The 15,480-nt window shown below is 62.8% G+C and carries 12 protein-coding genes and 2 pseudogenes; 9 read left to right on the top strand and 5 right to left on the bottom strand.

From position 1 onward, the window contains the following. Nucleotides 1–176 precede the first annotated feature (176 nt). The 4 genes from H9K75_RS19610 to H9K75_RS19595 form a co-directional block, all read right to left on the bottom strand. Nucleotides 177–554, bottom strand: a complete 378-nt coding sequence (locus H9K75_RS19610; RefSeq protein WP_000203935.1) for an ArsR/SmtB family transcription factor — start codon at nt 552–554, stop codon at nt 177–179. Between the two features lie 43 nt (nt 555–597). After that, a complete protein-coding gene (locus H9K75_RS19605) occupies nt 598–1,620 on the bottom strand; it encodes a cation diffusion facilitator family transporter (RefSeq protein WP_000083351.1) in 1,023 nt (340 codons plus the stop codon). A 134-nt stretch (nt 1,621–1,754) separates the two neighbouring features. Continuing rightward, a complete protein-coding gene (locus tag H9K75_RS19600) occupies nt 1,755–3,065 on the bottom strand; it encodes an MFS transporter (protein ID WP_086068405.1) in 1,311 nt (436 codons plus the stop codon). A gap of 9 nt (nt 3,066–3,074) precedes the next feature. Beyond that, the gene (locus H9K75_RS19595) at nt 3,075–3,323 is read right to left on the bottom strand and encodes a metal-sensing transcriptional repressor (RefSeq protein ID WP_169879863.1); all 249 of its coding nucleotides are present in this window, start codon (nt 3,321–3,323) and stop codon (nt 3,075–3,077) included. Between the two features lie 405 nt (nt 3,324–3,728). Here H9K75_RS19595 and H9K75_RS19590 point away from each other — a divergent pair, with 405 nt between their 5' ends. From H9K75_RS19590 to lpdA, 7 genes and pseudogenes are all read left to right on the top strand, one after another. Further along, nucleotides 3,729–4,940, top strand: a complete 1,212-nt coding sequence (locus H9K75_RS19590; protein WP_226858323.1) for a TolC family protein — start codon at nt 3,729–3,731, stop codon at nt 4,938–4,940. A gap of 144 nt (nt 4,941–5,084) precedes the next feature. Continuing rightward, the gene (locus tag H9K75_RS19585) at nt 5,085–5,525 is read left to right on the top strand and encodes a hypothetical protein (protein ID WP_226858322.1); all 441 of its coding nucleotides are present in this window, start codon (nt 5,085–5,087) and stop codon (nt 5,523–5,525) included. Then, nucleotides 5,522–5,770, top strand: a complete 249-nt coding sequence (locus tag H9K75_RS25765) for a hypothetical protein (RefSeq protein WP_449757722.1) — start codon at nt 5,522–5,524, stop codon at nt 5,768–5,770. Before H9K75_RS19585 ends, H9K75_RS25765 begins: the two co-directional genes overlap by 4 nt. Before the next feature lie 2 nt (nt 5,771–5,772). Further along, entirely contained in the window at nt 5,773–6,636 is an 864-nt protein-coding gene (locus tag H9K75_RS19580) for an efflux RND transporter periplasmic adaptor subunit (protein WP_449757721.1), read from the top strand. Nucleotides 6,637–6,648: 12 nt separating this feature from the next. Next, a pseudogene (locus tag H9K75_RS19575) lies at nt 6,649–9,793 on the top strand (efflux RND transporter permease subunit). Nucleotides 9,794–9,846: 53 nt separating this feature from the next. Then, nucleotides 9,847–10,245 carry a hypothetical protein gene (locus tag H9K75_RS19570; RefSeq protein ID WP_086068455.1) on the top strand — a complete coding sequence of 133 codons (399 nt, stop codon included), beginning with the start codon at nt 9,847–9,849 and terminating at the stop codon, nt 10,243–10,245. 105 nt (nt 10,246–10,350) lie between these two features. Further along, nucleotides 10,351–11,778: a dihydrolipoyl dehydrogenase gene (gene lpdA, locus H9K75_RS19565; protein ID WP_086068409.1), complete on the top strand. Its 1,428-nt coding sequence runs from the start codon at nt 10,351–10,353 to the stop codon at nt 11,776–11,778. 109 nt (nt 11,779–11,887) lie between these two features. Here lpdA and H9K75_RS25760 read toward each other — a convergent pair whose 3' ends face one another. Continuing rightward, on the bottom strand, nt 11,888–12,100 hold the full coding sequence (locus H9K75_RS25760; protein ID WP_425355277.1) for an ArsR/SmtB family transcription factor: 213 nt from the start codon (nt 12,098–12,100) through the stop codon (nt 11,888–11,890). A 385-nt stretch (nt 12,101–12,485) separates the two neighbouring features. Between H9K75_RS25760 and H9K75_RS19555 the strand changes: the two are divergent. Next, nucleotides 12,486–14,974 (top strand): annotated as a pseudogene (locus H9K75_RS19555) (heavy metal translocating P-type ATPase). Between the two features lie 15 nt (nt 14,975–14,989). Next, nucleotides 14,990–15,469, top strand: a complete 480-nt coding sequence (gene cueR / locus H9K75_RS19550) for a Cu(I)-responsive transcriptional regulator (RefSeq protein WP_003821164.1) — start codon at nt 14,990–14,992, stop codon at nt 15,467–15,469. Nucleotides 15,470–15,480: the final 11 nt, after the last annotated feature.

Here is a 15,480-nt window from a genome sequence, read left to right as displayed (position 1 = left end):
GTAGACAAATAATAACACACATGAAGATATGTTCAAGTGTTTATTTTATCTGGTGCTGCTTTTGCTTGTGGAGTCTTCTAGGCATTCAGCAAGGCGCGTCGGTGTTTCTCTAGATTGATAGCCAAAAAAAAGCCTACCCCTTGAAGGAGTAGGCCGGCGCGCACTCACACGTTCAGTCAATCGTCGTTTCTGTCCTCCGAAATGTGAACCGCCATGTCCTGCAGTACCTGGCTGACGTGCTGGTCGGCGATGCCGTAGAAGATGTGCTTGGCCTGGCGCTCGCCGCGCACGAGGCGCGCGCCGCGCAACAGGCGCAGGTGATGGCTGACCAAGGATTGCGACAGGTCTAGCGAATCGGCAATGTCGCCCACTGCGACGGATCCGCGCATGCACTGCAACAGGATTTTCAATCGCGATTGGTCGCCCAGCAGGCGGAAGGTCTCGGCCAGAACAGCGACGTCACTTTGCGACAGTGCGAGGACATCAGTGGTCGCGCCGTGGCTGGAGGTCGAACAGTGAGCAATAGCGGAGCTGGTGGTTTTGCGTGATGTCATGGATTCAAACCCTCAAGTGAACTGCGAGCCGGCTCGCACGGCCTCAATGCTTGTGACCAGGAGCGGAGTGGTCATGGTCATGATTGTGCTCACTGTGGCCATGGCCGCTGTGGTCCTGACGGTCTGTCGTGGGTTGCAGGCTGCAGATGTTCTCGTCAGCCTCCGAGTTCCAGTCGATTCCGACTGTGGCGTGTTCGATGCTGAATTGCTCTCGAAGCACCACCTCGACGCGCTTGACCACGGCTCGCGCCTCCTCGTCCACATTGGGTCGAACGTGCAGTGTGGCCATCGTGCGACCGGAAGTGAGTTGCCACACATGAACGTGGCTGACAGCTGCCAGGCCGGGTACAGTGCTCATCAGGCCTTGTTCCACCTTTTCCGGCGAAGCATCCTCTGGCGCGCCTTCCAGCAGGATATGGATCGACTTGGCCAGGAGCTTCCAGGCGCTGCGCAGAATCAACGCTGCCACCAAGACCGACAGAATGGGGTCGATCGGCGTCCAGCCGGTGAAATAGATGACGATCGCTGCAACGATGGCGCCGACAGAGCCCAGCAGGTCACCCATCACGTGGAGAATGGCACCTTTCACATTGACGTGATCGGTTTCGCCGCGGGTCATGATCCACAGCACGAGGACGTTGATCAGTAAGCCGAGCACGGCGACGATCATCATCGGGCCGGCGAGGATGACGGGCGGCGCCTGCAGCCGCTCCCACGCCTCGTAGGCGATCCATGCGACGATCGCGAACAGGGTCACGGCGTTCAGGAAGCCGGCGATGACCTCGAAGCGCAGGTAACCGAATGTGCGTTTGCTGTCGGCTGCGCGGCGACCGAATCGGAAGGCAGCGTAAGCCAGGGCAAGTGCAACGGCGTCGGTCAGCATGTGGCCAGCATCGGCAAGTAGGGCTAGCGAGCCCGACAGCACGCCGCCGACAGCTTCCACGAGCATGAAGCCGAAGATCAGGAAGAAGGAAACCAGAACCTTGCGCTCGTTGGCGCTGGTCACTGTGGGGGTGTGGTCGTGATCATGGTCGTGACCATGGTCATGTGCATGGGATTGGGACATGGGCGCCTCTGCTGGTTGAGTGTTTGACTATGGTGAAAATATAACACATGAATACATGTTCATGTGAAGTATTTTCGCTCACCCTTCCCAGCCGCCGAAGCCATACGTTGTGGTGCCGCAACGAGAAAATGTGCCTATCCTTTCGGCCAGATACGGTGCAGGTCATCCACAATCAGCTGGTGATGGTGCTTGCCTCGGTCTGCGTGTGTGCGTAAATGAGGGTGATCCGGCGGCAAGCTGGGGTGGTCATGCACCACGTCAGAAGGGTCGCTGGCCGGCCACAGCCAGAGCGCCAGCACCACGCCGGCCAAGCCGATCAGAGACATGACAATGAAGGTCGATGGTAAGCCCATGACCGCGCCGAAGCGGCCGGCCAGTGGGTAGCAGATGAGCCAACAGGCGTGCGACAGCGCGAAGTGCGCGGCGAAGATCGCGGGGCGGTCCTCGGCATGGGCCGAGCGGCGCAGAAGACGGCCGGATGGCGTTTGCGCCAGGCTGTAGCCAAAGCCGATGACCAACCACAGCGGCAGCAACAACGCATAGCTCGGCAGCAGTGCGCCAATTCCCGTGCCCACGACCAGTACGGTAGCGCCGGTGAGCATCGCGGCTCGGTCGGTCACCTTTTCCAACAGAGATGGCAGGACAAAGGCTGCCAGCATCGACCCGCCTCCGAATGCCGCCAGCGCCCACGCAACTTCGACCTCGCCCAGGCCGAAGCGCGCCTTCACGAGAACCACCGTGTTCACTATCACCATGGCGCCCGCCGCCGAGACGGCCAAGCTGATCGCCAGCAGGCCCCGCAGGCGTGGCGTAGCGAGGTAGATGCATGTGCCGCGCGTCGTGCGATCCCAAATGCCGCGGCGCGGTCCGGGAGCAGTTGTGGGCAACCGCACGCTGACCACGAGCGCGGCTGAAACGAGGAAACCGAGCACCGCTCCCGTGAATAAATTGTGGAAGCTGATGACGGTTAATAGCGCGGCCGCCAGTATCGGGGAAATCAAACTTTCCAGGTCATAGGCCAGCCGGGACAGCGACAGCGCCTTGGTGTATTCCTCTTCATCGGGAAGGATGTCTGGGATAGTGGCCTGGAAAGTCGGCGTGAAGCCGGCGGATGCCGCTTGCAGGATAAAGATCAGCAGATAGATCTGCCAGACTTCGGTGACGAAGGGCAAACAGATCGCGACGGCCGCTCGTATCAGGTCCAGCGCTACGAGCAATAACCGTCGCGGGAGCCAGTCGGCGAAGGCCTGTGCGACCGGCGCGACCCCCACATAGGCCAGCATCTTGATGGCCAGCGCCGTCCCGAGCACCGCACCTGCATCCGCCCCGGCCAGCTCGTAAGCAAGCAAGCCAAGCGCCACTGTCATCAGGCCCGTGCCAACGAGCGCGATCACCTGAGCGGTGAACAAGTGGCGGTAGGTGCGGTTCTTTAGGACAGAGAGCATCGAGAGGCCTCAGAGCAGTTTAGTCAGCGCCTTCATTTCGGCTAGAACGGAGTCCTCATCATGAGACAGGCAGTGGTCGATGTGGTCATGGATCAGAACCCGCTTGGCCGCTGTGACGGCGCTCTCCACCGCCGCGAGCTGGCGGGCGATGTCGAGGCAGGTTTCTTCTCCTTCGATCATCCCGATGACGTGCCGTAGATGACCCTCGGCGCGCTTGAGCCGCTTCACGAGATCGGGGTGGCTGGTGTGCTTGTGCATTTCTTTCATATGGTGACTATATCCCCCTGGGGGATGTAATCAAGGAGTCTGCATCGCTGATTGCGTAGTGGATTAGCCCCACCTCGTCTCTCGATGTCTTGCGCCCGACGCCCTCTCTATGGCGATTGGTGTTCAAAGGAGGTAAGGTTTTCTTCCATATTCATATGAATAGATATACAATTGTTCATATCTAAGTCCGTAAACAGTGGCTTTTCAACGACAAGCACTTGCTCGGAAAGAGAACACCCAACTGGGGTAAGTACTGATGCAAGACCGATGGAGAATTGAATGCTTCGCAAAGACATATGTAAGAGATGGATATGGGCGGTATCCATGCTTTGGGCTGGCACCGTACTGGCCCAGCCGGTAGCCGCCCCGCACGCCCCATCCAGGCCAGACAGCCACATGGTCACCCAGTTGTGGCAGTCGGCTTGGCAACTGCAGCCAGAAGCCGCTGGAGAAGGCGCCTGGCAGCAGGCAGCCCGAGCACGCCAAGAGACAGCCGACAGTTGGGTGGCAGGTCCGATGGCGCTGGAAGCCTCCACCAAAACTGATCGCTTCAACAACCGCGATGGACAGCGCGAATATGAAGTCGGTGTGGCTATTCCCCTTTGGATGCCGGGTGAACGCACTTCGTCGGCGCGCTGGGCGGACGCGGAAAACCTCGCGCTATCCAGCCGGATGCTGGCTGCCAAGCTGCGCACGGCCGGACAGGTTCGGCAGGCATGGTGGGCCTGGCAGCGTGCCAAGGCCGAATTGGCGGCAGCGCAGGATCGCACCCGCAGCGCGGGCGAGTTGGCGCAAGATGTGGTTCGCCGGGTTCGCGTGGGCGACCTGGCGCAAGCCGACAGAAACCAGGCCGATGGCGCCTTGGCGTCGGCTCGTAGTGCCCTGGCCATTGCTCAGGCCGAAGAAGTCACGCAGCGCGAGGCGTTGTTGGCACTGACCGGCATCGAGACTATTCCGGCGCAGGCAGATTCCGCGCAGCCGGAGCAGTCAGGTGTCCGAGTTCAACCGGCATCGGCACAGTCGTCCGGCGCGTTGTTGGCTAACCACCCTGCGCTGCTGGAGCTGCAGCACAAGGCGCTGGCGGCCCGCCGCTCCGCGGAACTGGTGTCCCATCAGAAGTACGCCAACCCCGAACTGACCCTGGCGACAACGCGGGATCGGGGCGGCTACGGCGAACGCTACAACCAGACGATCACTGTGGGTGTGCGCATTCCCTTCGGTATGGGCAGCCGCCATACCGAGCAATTGTCCAGCGCCAATGCGCAGGCACTAGAGGCTGAATCGGCACTCGCGGCCCAGCGCACCCGGCTGCTCTCGGAAATTCGAACTGCCCAATCGCGCGAACTGGCAACCAGTACCCAGATGCAGGCCGCCTCGGAGCGCCAGCGACTGGCTCAGCAAACACGCACCTTCTACCAAAAGTCGTTCGCGATGGGCGAGACGGACATGCCGACACGCCTTCGCATCGAGCAGGAGGCCACCGAGGCCGAGCGCGCGGCGCTGCTCGCCAAGGTGGAACATGCCGCGGCCATCTCGTCCCTGTTGCAGGCACAAGGCACGCTGCCTCAGCCGACCGAGACTTTCACTGACATCTCCGGCACGCGCTGATCGGCGCGCGCTCAACCATCCTGGAACCTTAGAAATGTCGCAATCCTCTTTCTGGCGTGCCGCTGCCTTGTCCAGCCTCCTGCTTGGCAGCAGCGCAACGTGGGCCGGCGACGGCCATGACCATGGCGAAGCCGCTCCTGCCCCGTGGCGGCCGCGTTTCCGCGCTTTGCCGCAGTTTCCGATGACTTCGAACTGGTGGGTGTGCTGAACGGCCAGCGTCTCACACTCTACCTCGACCATGCTGCCGACAACCGGCCGGTGACCGATGGCGAGCTGACCCTCGAGCTGGGTGGTCAACAGGTAAAGGTCAGCCCACACGGGGTTGGAGAGTTCGAGGCCGATCTGACTGAGCCGCTATCCGATGGCGAGACCTCAATCATGGCCACTGTTACTGCGCAGGGCCAATCGGACCTGTTGACGGGCGTTCTCGATGTTCATAGCGAAGACGCCGAACACGAGCATACCGCCGCATCCGGCCGCGTGGTCGTACTAGGTGGCGGTGCTGCAGTCCTCGGCGTCGGTGTCCTAGCGTGGGCGCTGCGCAGACGTACACGCACCAACGGTGCACTGCGAGGTGCAGCATGAAGCGCAACGCCCGTTTCCTGATGACGACGGCCATGGCGGCTACATTGGCTCTGGCTGCTCCCGCGTTCGCTCACGACGGTCACGACCACGGCGACGAAGCGCCGGCTGCGTCTTCCAATGGCCCCAGCGCCAGCCTGATGGCAGCGTGTTTCTTCCGAAACCGTCGCAACGTCAGATCGGTGTACGCACCCAGCTGGTCAAGCAGGAGCCCTTGGCCCGCAGCCACGAGCTGGCTGGCAAAGTAATCATGGACCCGACCACGGGCGGCAAGGTCCAGGCAATGGTAATGGGCCGGCTGGTGCCCGGGCCGGATGGTCTGCCGCAGATCGGCCAATCCGTGCGCAAGGGCCAGGTGCTGGCTTACATCGAACCGGCCAGCGGTGTGCTGGAGCGCTCAGGCCAGATGGCCCAGGTTGCCGAGCTGCGTGCGGGCCAAGCGCTCGCGCAGAAGCGCTTGGCCCGGCTGCGCGAGCTGTCGGAGACCGTGCCCCGCAAGGAGATCGAAGCAGCCGAAAGCGAAGTGAACAGCCTGACCGAACGCGCCCGCGCCTTAAGCGGGGGCCTCGCCGGCAGGGACGTGCTGAAGGCCCCAGTCAGCGGCGTCATCGCATCCAGCCCCGCAGTTGCCGGGCAGGTCGTGGATGCGCGCGAACTGGTGTTTGAGGTGGTCGATCCGACCCAACTGCGCATCGAGGCGCTTGCCTACGATCCGGCAATGGCACAGAACCTGGCCGGTGCTGCACTCGCAGTAGGCGGTCAGAAGGTGCCGCTGAGCTTCGTCGGTGCCGCCAGCAGCCTGCGCGAGCAGGCCCTGCCCATGCTGTTCAAGGGCACCAGCGAAAGCCTCTCGCGCTTGGCGGTCGGTATGCCGGTGGTGGTCTTCGTGCAAGAGGCGACGACGGTACCTGGCTACCGCGTGCCTTCCGGTGCGCTGATGAAGAACCCTGCCAACCAGAACATCGTCTGGGTCAAAGACCAGGCCGAGCGCTTCGAGCCGCGCGTTGTGAACATCACTCCGCTGGATGGTGCATCCATCGCCGTGACCTCGGGTCTGGCGGACGGCGACCGCGTGGTTGTCGAGGGCGCGTCCCTGATCAATCAAGTTCGTTGAGGGCACCATTCCATGTTCAAGTGGCTTCTCGAAAATAGCTTACGAAACCGGCTCCTGGTCATCATCGGGGCGCTGGTGCTGATGGCGTATGGCGCGTTCACCCTGACGCGCACGCCGGTAGATGTCTTTCCCGATCTCAACAAGCCGACCGTCACTCTCATGACGGAGGCTGGCGGCATGGCTGCCGAAGAAGTCGAGCAGCTCATCACGTTCCCGCTCGAAACGGCCATGAACGGCCTGCCCAGCGTCGAAAGCGTGCGCTCGGTCTCCAGCGCCGGGCTTTCCTTCATCTACGTGACATTTGACTGGAAGACCGACATCTTCCGGGCGCGCCAGATGGTCTCCGAACGCCTGACGTCCATGGAGGAAGGGCTAGCCCCGGGCGTGACGCCCACGATGGGGCCAATCAGCTCAGTGATGGGCGAGATCATGCAGATTGCAATCCCCATCGGTGCCAAGCCCTCAGGGCAGAAGAACGCAGCCCCGCCGCTGTCGGCCATGGACACGCGCGAGTACGCGGACTGGGTGCTACGCCCCCGGCTGATGGCCATACCTGGCGTTGCCCAAGTCATCCCGATCGGAGGCGAGGTCCGTCAGTTCCAGGTCCAACCCAACACCACACGAATGTCAGAGCTGGGCGTGACTGCGTCCGATCTGGATGCGGCTCTCAAGGGCTTCTCCGCGAACACTTCCGGCGGCTTCCTGGAGATCAATGGCCGCGAGTACCTGATCCGCAACCTGGGCCGCACGTCCCGACTCGACGACCTGCGTAACCTGCCTCTCGCGGTGCGTGCGGGCCAACCCATCCTGCTCCACCAGGTCGCCGATGTTCAGTTTGCGCCAGCCATCAAGCGCGGCGATGCGGGCTTCGAGGGCCTGCCAGCCGTGATCCTGGGCATCCAAAAGCAGCCCACGGCCGATACGATTGCACTGACCCGCTCGATCGAGTCAGCGTTGGCGGACATGAAGGGCTCACTGCCGGCTGGCATGGCCGAGCCGCAAGTGACCTTCCGACAAGCCAACTTCATCGAGGCGTCCATCAGCACGCTGCAAGGCAAGCTCATCGGCGCATCGGTCTTCGTGGCGGTGATCCTGTTCTTCTTCCTGGGCACTTTGCGCCCCCTGGTGATCGCGTTGACCGCGATTCCTGCCTCGATCTTCGTGACCGGGCTGGTGTTCCACTATTTCGGCCTATCAATCAACACCATGACGCTCGGTGGGCTGGCGATCGCCATCGGCGGTCTCGTGGACGATGCTGTGGTCGATGTGGAGAACATCATGCGGCGGCTCAAGGAGGACCGCACCCGCCACCCTGAGAACCGGCTGACGCCCCTGGTCATCGTTGCCAGGGCCTCGATGGAGGTTCGCTCGGCGATTCTCTACGCCACGATGATCATTGTGCTGGTGTTCCTGCCCCTGTTCGCGCTGCCGGGGATGGAGGGGCGCTTGTTCGTGCCGCTGGGCATCGCCTTCATCGTCTCCACACTAGCCTCGCTGCTGGTCTCTGTGACGGTCACTCCGGTGCTGTCGTACTACCTGCTGCCCAAGATGAGGACGCTGGACCATGGCGACACTCGGCTTCTAGCCTGGTTGAAGGCGCGCTATCAGGGCGGCCTGCAGCGGGTCTTGCAGCGGCCGCGTGCCGCCCTTGGCATGGCCGCTGTGGCTGTCACACTGGCTGTCGCCGCGGTGCCATTCTTTCCGACCACGTTCCTGCCCCCGTTCAATGAAGGAACGTTGCTGGTGGGCCTGCGCCTGAATCCCGGTGTGACGCTGGCCGAATCTTCGGCGCTTGCCCAGCAAGCCGAGCTGCTGGTCGCGCAGGTGCCAGAGGTGCAGCACGTGGGCCGGCGCAGCGGACGGGCCGAGCTGGACGAGCATGCCGAAGGTGTGCATGTCAGTGAACTGGACGTGGGTCTACTGCCTGCCTCAGAGCTAAAGCGCTCCATGGAGGAGATCACCGCCGACATCCGTTCGCGTCTGGCTCACTTGCCCGGGTCCATCGGCATTGGCCAGCCGATCTCGCACCGCATCGACCACATGTTGTCGGGGGTGCGCTCGCAGATCGCCATCAAGGTGTTCGGCGAGGACCTGGACGTCCTGCGCGGGCAGGCGGATCTGCTGCGCTCCAAGCTGGCCGGAGTTCCAGGACTTGCCGATCTGGAGATAGAAAAGCAGGTCCTGGCACCCCAGATCAAAATCCGCGTGGATTATGCGGCGGCGGGACGCTACGGCGTGGCCGCACCGCAAATTCTGTCCACGCTGCAAAGCCTGGTCGAAGGCGAAAAGATCACCGAGGTCATCGAGGGCAACCGCCGCTTCGCGCTGGTGGTTCGCCTGCCCGAGCAGGCGCGGTCGATTGAGGCTTGAACCGCATCCTCATCGACACGCCCATGGGTCGGATCCCGTTGTCGCGCCTTGCCACCATCGAAGACAGCGACGGCCCCAACCAGGTCAGCCGCGACGATGGCCGTCGGCGCATAGTTTTGTCGGCCAACGCTCAGGGACGGCCGCTGTCCGAAGTAGTGGCCGACATACGCAGCGTCGTCCAAGAAGTGCGCTTGCCCGAAGGCTACTTCATCACGCTGGGCGGCCAGTTCCAGGCACAAGAGGAAGCCTCGCGACTGGTGGGCCTGCTGTCCATCGTCTCCCTGACGCTCATGTTCGTGGTGTTGTACACGCGCTACAAGTCGGTCGCCCTATCGGCGCTCATCATGGTGAACATTCCATTGGCCCTGGTCGGCGCCGTGTTGGGCTGTGGCTGTCTGGCCAGCCGTTGTCCGTGGCCGCTCTGGTCGGCTTCATCACGCTCGCGGGTATTTCTGTGCGCAACGGCATCCTGAAGGTGAGCCACTACCTCAACCTCATGCGCATGGAGGGCGAGGACTTCGACCAGAAGATGATCGTGCGTGGCTCGCTCGAACGGCTTTCCCCGGTTCTGATGACCGCGCTGGTCACGGCCTTCGCGCTGGCCCCGCTGTTGTTCGAGGCGTCCCGACCCGGTACTGAGATCCTGCACCCCGTCGCGGTGGTGATCTTCTCGGGGCTGGTCAGCTCCACACTGCTAGACACCTTCCTTACACCCGCCATGTTCTGGCTGTTCGGCCGCAAGCCTGCCGAACGCCTGCTGGACGACCGCGACGCGGAGGCATTCTGATGCAACGCCTTCTGTCACCCGATTTCAACCACCGTAACCCTATAGGAGCTTTCATGCCTGTTCTCTTTCGTTCCCTCGCGGCAGGCGCCGCACTTGTCCTGGCATCCGTCACGGCCTTCGCCGCAGGCGACCATGACCATGCTCATGATCACAAGCCGCTACATGGCGGCGTCGTGACCGAAGTCCGGGACGTGGACTACGAGCTGGTCGTTCAGCCAGCGATGGCGCAACTCTACCTGCGCGATCACGGCGAGCAGGTTAATGTAAGCAACTCCACAGCCAAGCTCACGCTGTTGACCGGCTCACAAAAGCAGGAGGTGCAACTCACGCCTGCCGCAGACGGAAGTCGCCTCGAAGGCAGCGGGACCTTCGCTGCGACCAAGGATACAAAGGCCGTCGTCCAAGTCGAACGCGAGGGCAATGTCACGGGTGTCCGGTTCGTTCTGCCGTAGTGTTCAACGTGATCGTCAGGAAACTCGCTGTGATCTGGCGATCTCACAACAAAAGGCGCGACATAGGCGCTCACTATTTCCTCAAGAACTTGGGAGATGTAAATCATGGACATGCATTTCGACGTCATTGTTATCGGTGCCGGCCCTGGCGGATACATCGCTGCCATTCGTGCTGCCCAATTAGGTATGAAGGTCGCTTGTGTAGATGCCTGGAAGAACAAGGACGGCAAGCCAGCACCTGGCGGCACCTGCAATAACATCGGCTGTATCCCTTCGAAAGCACTACTGCAGTCGTCAGAGAACTTTGAACAAGCCAAGCACCACTTTGGCTCGCACGGCATCTCCACGGGAGATCTGCGCATGGATGTGACCACGATGCTGGAACGTAAGAATCAGGTCGTGAAGTCCAGCAACGAAGGCATCCTTTATCTGTTCCGCAAAAACAAGGTCCAGTTTTTCAACGGCCTGGCGTCTTTCACCAGGGCTGTCGATGGTGGCTTCGAGGTGAGCGTCGCCGCTGATGAGGCTGTTACCTTGGTGGGCAAGCAGATCATCGTTGCCACAGGCTCCAACGTGCGGCCGCTCCCCAACCTACCGTTCGATGAGCGGGTCGTGCTCTCCAACGACGGTGCGCTGGACATCGCGGCCGTGCCCGATCGGTTGGCCGTGATCGGTGCCGGCGTGATCGGCCTGGAGCTGGGCTCCGTTTGGCGCCGCCTGGGGGCGGATGTCACGATCCTCGAAGGCTTGCCCAGCTTCCTGCCAATCGTCGACCAAGCCATCGCCAAGGAGGCGAAGAAGGCGTTCGATAAGCAAAACCTGAAGGTCGAACTGGGCGCGAAGGTTCGCGAAGTCAATGCAACCGAGGCCGGCGTGACTATTCACTACACCGACAGCCAAGGCCAGACGCAGTCCTTGCAGGCAGACAAAGTGATCGTGGCTATCGGCCGCGTGCCCAACACCGAAGGCTTGAATCCGGCCGCCGTGGGACTCCAACTGGATGAGCGCGGCGCCGTGGTGGTGGACGATGAATGCCGCACCAATGTGCCCGGCATCTGGGCCATCGGTGACGTGGTGCGTGGCCCGATGTTGGCGCACAAGGCGGAAGAGGAAGGTGTCGCAGTGGCCGAGCGCATTGCCGGCCAGCACGGTCACGTCGATTTCAACACGATCCCCAACGTCATCTACACCAGCCCGGAGATCGCCTGGGTAGGCCGCACCGAGCAGCAGCTCAAAGAGCAGGGCACCGCCTATCGAATCGGTTCCTTCCCGTTCATGGCCAATGGCCGCGCGCGTGCGCTGGGCGACACGACGGGCCTCGTCAAGGTGATCGCCGATCCTGCCACGGACGAGATACTCGGCGTGCATGTAGTCGGCCCGCAGGCCAGCGAACTGGTGGCCGAGGCCGTTATCGCCATGGCGTTCAAGGCCAGCAGCGAAGACATCGCCCGCATCTGCTTTGCCCATCCGACCCTCTCCGAGACGTTCAAAGAGGCCTCGCTGGCAGTGGACAAGCGCGCGCTCAACTTCTGATTGATCGGAAGCGGCATCCAAACCGCCCACCGCCCGCAGCTGCGGGCGGTGGGGCGCATATCGCCATGGAACGTAGGCCACGCATGCAACGGCATGCTATGCCCAACAGTTACTCGTCGTTGTGGTCTTCCGCGATGTGGGTGGCCATATCCAGCAGCACCTGGTTCACGTGCTTGTCCGCCACCTCATAGAAGATCTGTTTGGCCTGGCGCACGCCCTTGACCAGGCGAGCACCGCGCAGCAACCGCAGGTGGTGGCTCACCAGTGACTGCGAGAGTTCGAGGGTTTCAGCGATATCCCCGACCGAGGATGAGCCCTTCATGCAGCACAGCATGATTCTCAGCCGGGACGGGTCACCCAGGAGGCGGAATGTCTCAGCCAAGATGGTCACGTCATTCTGTGACAGCGATTCCAAATTGGCGCTGGGATCCTTCGGTGGGGTACTGAATGGCTTACTTGTATTCATTTTTAAAATATTTCCTAACCTCGAATGGCTGTTTTCGCCCTTCAGAATTAACAAGGCAGCAGCCGCTTAGGCGCGCGCAGCAAAGAACCAGTGCGAGCCTGGCAGGCAAGGCCTCCGCTCCCCGTGCACCGGGTCATTTCTGAAACCTGACAGCATCCGAAAAAGCGCTTGACCTTCCCACGATGGTAAACCCTAAGCTCCCTCCATGTCGAATTTCAACTATGGGAAGCACACCATGAGCATGGCAACAACGAGTAGTGCTGGCGGCCAAGCAGCGGCAATCAGCCTGCCCATCGAGGGCATGACCTGCGCAAGCTGCGTCGGCCGAGTCGAGGCCGCCCTTGCCAAGGTCGAGGGCGTGGCAAGCGTGTCTGTCAATCTCGCCACCGAGCGAGCGGACATTCGCCTGAACCGTGCTGTCGATCGCATGGCGCTGATCCAGGCGATCGAGAAGGTAGGGTACGACGTGCCTCAGGGCACCATCGAGCTGGCGATCGGAGGCATGACCTGCGCTTCGTGCGTGGGCCGCGTCGAGAAGGCGCTCAAGGCGGTGCCGGGCGTCACTGAGGCTGTGGTCAATCTGGCGACCGAGCGCGCTACCGTGCGTGGTGTGGCATCCGTGCAGGATCTAATCGCGGCTGTCGATAAGGTCGGCTACGAGGCCAGCCCTGTCGATACCAGCATGCAGGCCGACGAGGAAGCCGCCGAGAAAAAGGACGCCGAGCGCGCCGAACTCAAGCGCGACCTGACCCTGGCCGCCGTGCTGGCGCTGCCTGTGTTCGTGCTCGAAATGGGCTCGCACATGATTCCCGGCATGCACGAGTGGGTGGCTTCCACCATCGGCATCCAGCAGAGCTGGTATCTGCAGTTCGTGCTGACCCTGCTGGTGCTCGCCATTCCGGGCTGGCGCTTCTACGAGAAGGGCTTCCCGGCGCTGTTCCGCCTGGGTCCCGACATGAACTCGCTGGTCGCGGTCGGCACGGCCGCGGCCTTCGGCTATTCGATGGTCGCCACGTTCGCGCCCAGTCTGCTGCCGGCCGGCACGGTGAACGTGTACTACGAGGCGGCCGCCGTCATCGTGGCGCTGATCCTGCTGGGCCGCTTTCTTGAGGCACGGGCCAAGGGCCGCACCTCCGAGGCCATCAAGCGCCTGGTCGGCCTACAGGCCAAGGAGGCGCACGTGCTGCGCGACGGCCGCATCGTGGACATCCCGATCAACGACGTGGCGCAGGGCGACATCGTGGAAGTGCGCCCCGGCGAGCGCGTGCCGGTCGATGGTGAAGTGACCGAGGGCCGCAGCTTCGTGGACGAGTCGATGATCACCGGCGAGCCGATTCCCGTCGAAAAGGCGGAAGGCAGCACCGTGGTCGGCGGCACCGTCAACCAGAAGGGTGCGCTGACGCTGCGTGCCACCGCCGTGGGCGGTCAGACCATGCTGGCGCAGATCATCCGCATGGTCGAGCAGGCGCAAGGTTCCAAGCTGCCGATCCAGGCCGTGGTGGACAAGGTGACGCTGTGGTTCGTGCCCGCCGTCATGCTGGCCGCCGTGCTGACCTTCCTGGTCTGGCTGGTGTTCGGCCCGTCGCCCGCGCTGTCCTTCGCGCTGGTCAATGCCGTGGCGGTGCTGATCATTGCCTGCCCGTGCGCCATGGGTCTGGCGACGCCGACCTCCATCATGGTCGGCACGGGCCGGGGCGCTGAGATGGGCGTGCTGTTCCGCAAGGGTGAAGCCCTGCAACTGCTCAAGGACGCCAAGGTGGTGGCCGTGGACAAGACCGGCACGCTGACCGAGGGCCGCCCGGTCCTGACCGACCTGGAGATTGCCGACGGCTTTGACCGCAACCAGGTGCTGGCGAAGGTCGCCGCCGTGGAATCGCGCTCGGAGCATCCGATCGCACGCGCCATCGTCGAGTCGGCCGTGGAAGGTGGCATCGCGCTGCCGACGATGACAGACTTCGATTCGGTCACGGGCATGGGCGTGCGCGCCACCGTGGACGGCGCGCGTGTCGAGGTCGGTGCCGATCGCTTCATGCGTGAGCTGGGGTTGGACGTGGGCGGCTTCGCTCGCACGGCCGAGCGCCTAGGCAACGAGGGCAAGTCGCCGCTGTACGCCTCGATCGACGGCCGGCTGGCCGCCATCATCGCGGTGGCCGATCCGATCAAGTCCAGCACGCCCGCGGCCATTGCCGCGCTGCACCAGCTCGGCCTGAAGGTGGCGATGATCACCGGCGACAACGCGCGTACCGCGCAGGCCATCGCCAAGCAACTGGGCATCGACGAGGTGGTGGCCGAAGTGCTGCCGAGGGCAAGGTCGAAGCCGTGCGCCGGCTGAAAGCCAGCCACGGCCAGATCGCCTACGTGGGCGACGGCATCAACGACGCCCCGGCGCTGGCCGAGGCCGACGTGGGCCTGGCCATCGGCACCGGCACCGACGTGGCGGTGGAGTCGGCCGACGTAGTGCTGATGTCGGGCAACCTGCAGGGCGTGCCCAACGCCATCGCGCTGTCCAAGGCGACCATCGGCAACATCCGCCAGAACCTGTTCTGGGCGTTTGGCTACAACACGGCCCTGATCCCGGTGGCCGCTGGCGTCCTGTACCCCGCATACGGTGTGCTGTTGTCGCCGATCTTCGCGGCTGGCGCGATGGCGCTGTCCAGCGTGTTCGTGCTCGGAAACGCGCTGCGCCTGCGCCGCTTCCAGCCGCCGCTGGCGGCGGATACCGCTCATTGAGAAAGGAGGAACACCATGAACATCGGTGAAGCATCCAAGGCCTCGAAGGTCTCGGCCAAAATGATCCGCTACTACGAGCAAATCGGTCTGATCCCTCCGGCTGACCGCACCGATTCGGGCTACCGCGCCTATACCCAGGACGACGTTCACCGGTTGCATTTCATCCGGCGTTCGCGCGACCTCGGCTTCTCGGTAGCCGAGATCACGGACTTGCTGGGACTGTGGAATGACAAGTCGCGCCAGAGTGCTGATGTAAAGCGTCTGGCCCAGCAACACATCGACGAGTTGGACCGGCGCATCGAGAGCATGCTGGAGATGGCCGCGACGCTCAAGGCGCTGATCCGGTGTTGCGCCGGCGACGAACGGCCCGACTGCCCGATCCTGCACACGCTGGAGCAGCCCGATACCAGTGACAACAAGCCCGAAGCGCGCACTGGCGCAGTGCCGCGCCGCGCGCGAGCCAACGCAGCAGGAAAAAAGCCGCGTGCGCACTGAGCAGCCAGGAG

Source organism: Diaphorobacter aerolatus, from assembly GCF_014489535.1.
Taxonomy (GTDB): domain Bacteria; phylum Pseudomonadota; class Gammaproteobacteria; order Burkholderiales; family Burkholderiaceae_C; genus Diaphorobacter_A; species Diaphorobacter_A aerolatus.
The sequence above is the reverse complement of the archived record's forward strand: the minus strand, read 5'-3'. Positions and strand labels throughout refer to the sequence as shown.

Excerpts from the sequence above, each read along its gene's own strand:
- H9K75_RS19610 (WP_000203935.1), bottom strand. The coding sequence starts at position 554 with ATGACATCACGCAAAACCACCAGCTCCGCTATTGCTCACTGTTCGACC.
- H9K75_RS19605 (WP_000083351.1), bottom strand. The coding sequence starts at position 1,620 with ATGTCCCAATCCCATGCACATGACCATGGTCACGACCATGATCACGAC.
- H9K75_RS19600 (WP_086068405.1), bottom strand. The coding sequence starts at position 3,065 with ATGCTCTCTGTCCTAAAGAACCGCACCTACCGCCACTTGTTCACCGCT.
- H9K75_RS19595 (WP_169879863.1), bottom strand. The coding sequence starts at position 3,323 with ATGCACAAGCACACCAGCCACCCCGATCTCGTGAAGCGGCTCAAGCGC.
- H9K75_RS19590 (WP_226858323.1), top strand. The coding sequence starts at position 3,729 with ATGGTCACCCAGTTGTGGCAGTCGGCTTGGCAACTGCAGCCAGAAGCC.
- H9K75_RS25765 (WP_449757722.1), top strand. The coding sequence starts at position 5,522 with ATGAAGCGCAACGCCCGTTTCCTGATGACGACGGCCATGGCGGCTACA.
- H9K75_RS19580 (WP_449757721.1), top strand. The coding sequence starts at position 5,773 with ATGGACCCGACCACGGGCGGCAAGGTCCAGGCAATGGTAATGGGCCGG.
- H9K75_RS19570 (WP_086068455.1), top strand. The coding sequence starts at position 9,847 with ATGCCTGTTCTCTTTCGTTCCCTCGCGGCAGGCGCCGCACTTGTCCTG.
- lpdA (WP_086068409.1), top strand. The coding sequence starts at position 10,351 with ATGGACATGCATTTCGACGTCATTGTTATCGGTGCCGGCCCTGGCGGA.
- H9K75_RS25760 (WP_425355277.1), bottom strand. The coding sequence starts at position 12,100 with ATGAAGGGCTCATCCTCGGTCGGGGATATCGCTGAAACCCTCGAACTC.
- cueR (WP_003821164.1), top strand. The coding sequence starts at position 14,990 with ATGAACATCGGTGAAGCATCCAAGGCCTCGAAGGTCTCGGCCAAAATG.